The 1243-nt window shown below is 62.9% G+C and carries 2 protein-coding genes; one reads left to right on the top strand and one right to left on the bottom strand.

Annotated features, from left to right (window positions below; genetic code table 11):
- On the top strand, window positions 1-957 hold a 957-nt coding region (locus EN925_RS36500; RefSeq protein WP_164894688.1), incomplete at its 5' end, for an amidohydrolase.
- A 49-nt stretch (window positions 958-1006) separates the two neighbouring features.
- Here EN925_RS36500 and EN925_RS36495 read toward each other — a convergent pair.
- Window positions 1007-1243: M23 family metallopeptidase (locus EN925_RS36495; protein WP_164894687.1), on the bottom strand; the 237-nt coding region annotated here is incomplete at its 5' end.

The raw sequence follows: 1243 nt of genomic DNA, 5'->3' as shown, positions 1-1243 counted from the left end.
GCCGACATCGATGCCTTGCCGATCGAGGAGGAGTCCGGTGTCGATTATGCATCGACGAATCCAGGTGTGATGCATGCCTGCGGTCACGACGCCCATGCATCGATGGCTTTCGCGGTGGCCGCGCATCTTCACCAGTCGCGGGACAGTTTTGGCGGTACCGTTCGCCTGATCTTCCAGCCGGCGGAGGAGGACGAACCGTCGGGCGGCAAGCGGGTGGTGGAAGAGGGGCTTCTCGACGACATCGACGCCGCCATCTGCGTCCACGTCGATCCGTACACACCGACCGGCAAGATCGCCGTCGGCTCCGGTCCCTACACTCTGGCCTGTGACACGTTCGATGTGGCCGTCATCGGCTCGGCGGCACACGCGGCAAAACCGCATGAAGGCGTCGATGCGTTGGCCGTGGCTTGCTCCCTGGTGAGCGAATTGCAGAAGATCGTTTCGCGCGAGACCGATCCGTACGATCCGCTGGTGATTTCCGTCACGGCCATCAATGGCGGCAACGCATATAATGTCACCGCCGGCAGGGTCACGTTGAAAGGCACCATCCGCAGCGGCAGCGATGCAACCCGCGAGCGGGCCTGGCACCGCGTTCGTACGATAGCCGAGGGTATGGCGACGAGCCACGGCGCGCGTGTCGAGGTCGACATCCACAAGGGCGAACCCGGCGTCGTCAACGATGTCGAGATGACAGAGCTGATTGCCGCCAGCGCCAAGGCCTGCATCGGTGCCGACAACGTCCTCAACACGCCCGGATGGACGATCGCGGACGACTTTGGCTACTACAGCGAGAAACGTCCTTCGGTCTATTTTCGGCTGGGAATCCGGAACGAGGAGATCGGATCGGTCTTTCCGCTCCATCACGCCCGGTTTCGTGTCGACGAGGCCGCGTTGAAGGTCGGCGCGACCACCCTGGTTGCGGCAGCGACGGCGTTTCTGTCGACGGGAGCGCCTTAGTCAGCCATCATGATGGTCATCGGCGCATGGGGCAGGAGCCTGGGATCGCTTACAGATACTGGGCGACCTTCTTGCCGACCGTGAGGAAGCGCAAGGGATCGATCGCTTCGCCATTGTGGCGAACTTCGTAGTGCAGATGCGGGCCGGTCGAGCGGCCGCTGCTGCCGGTCTTGCCGATGACGGCGCCGGCGTCCAGTTTCTCGCCGACGGTCACGTCGATCTCGCTGAGATGCCCGTAACGTGTCGCAAAACCATTGCCATGGTCGACTTCAACCATGCGGCCATA

This window comes from Mesorhizobium sp. M7A.F.Ca.US.006.04.2.1, from assembly GCF_004022915.1.
Classification (GTDB): Bacteria; Pseudomonadota; Alphaproteobacteria; order Rhizobiales; family Rhizobiaceae; genus Mesorhizobium; species Mesorhizobium ciceri.
This window is presented reverse-complemented; position numbering and strand designations above follow the sequence as displayed.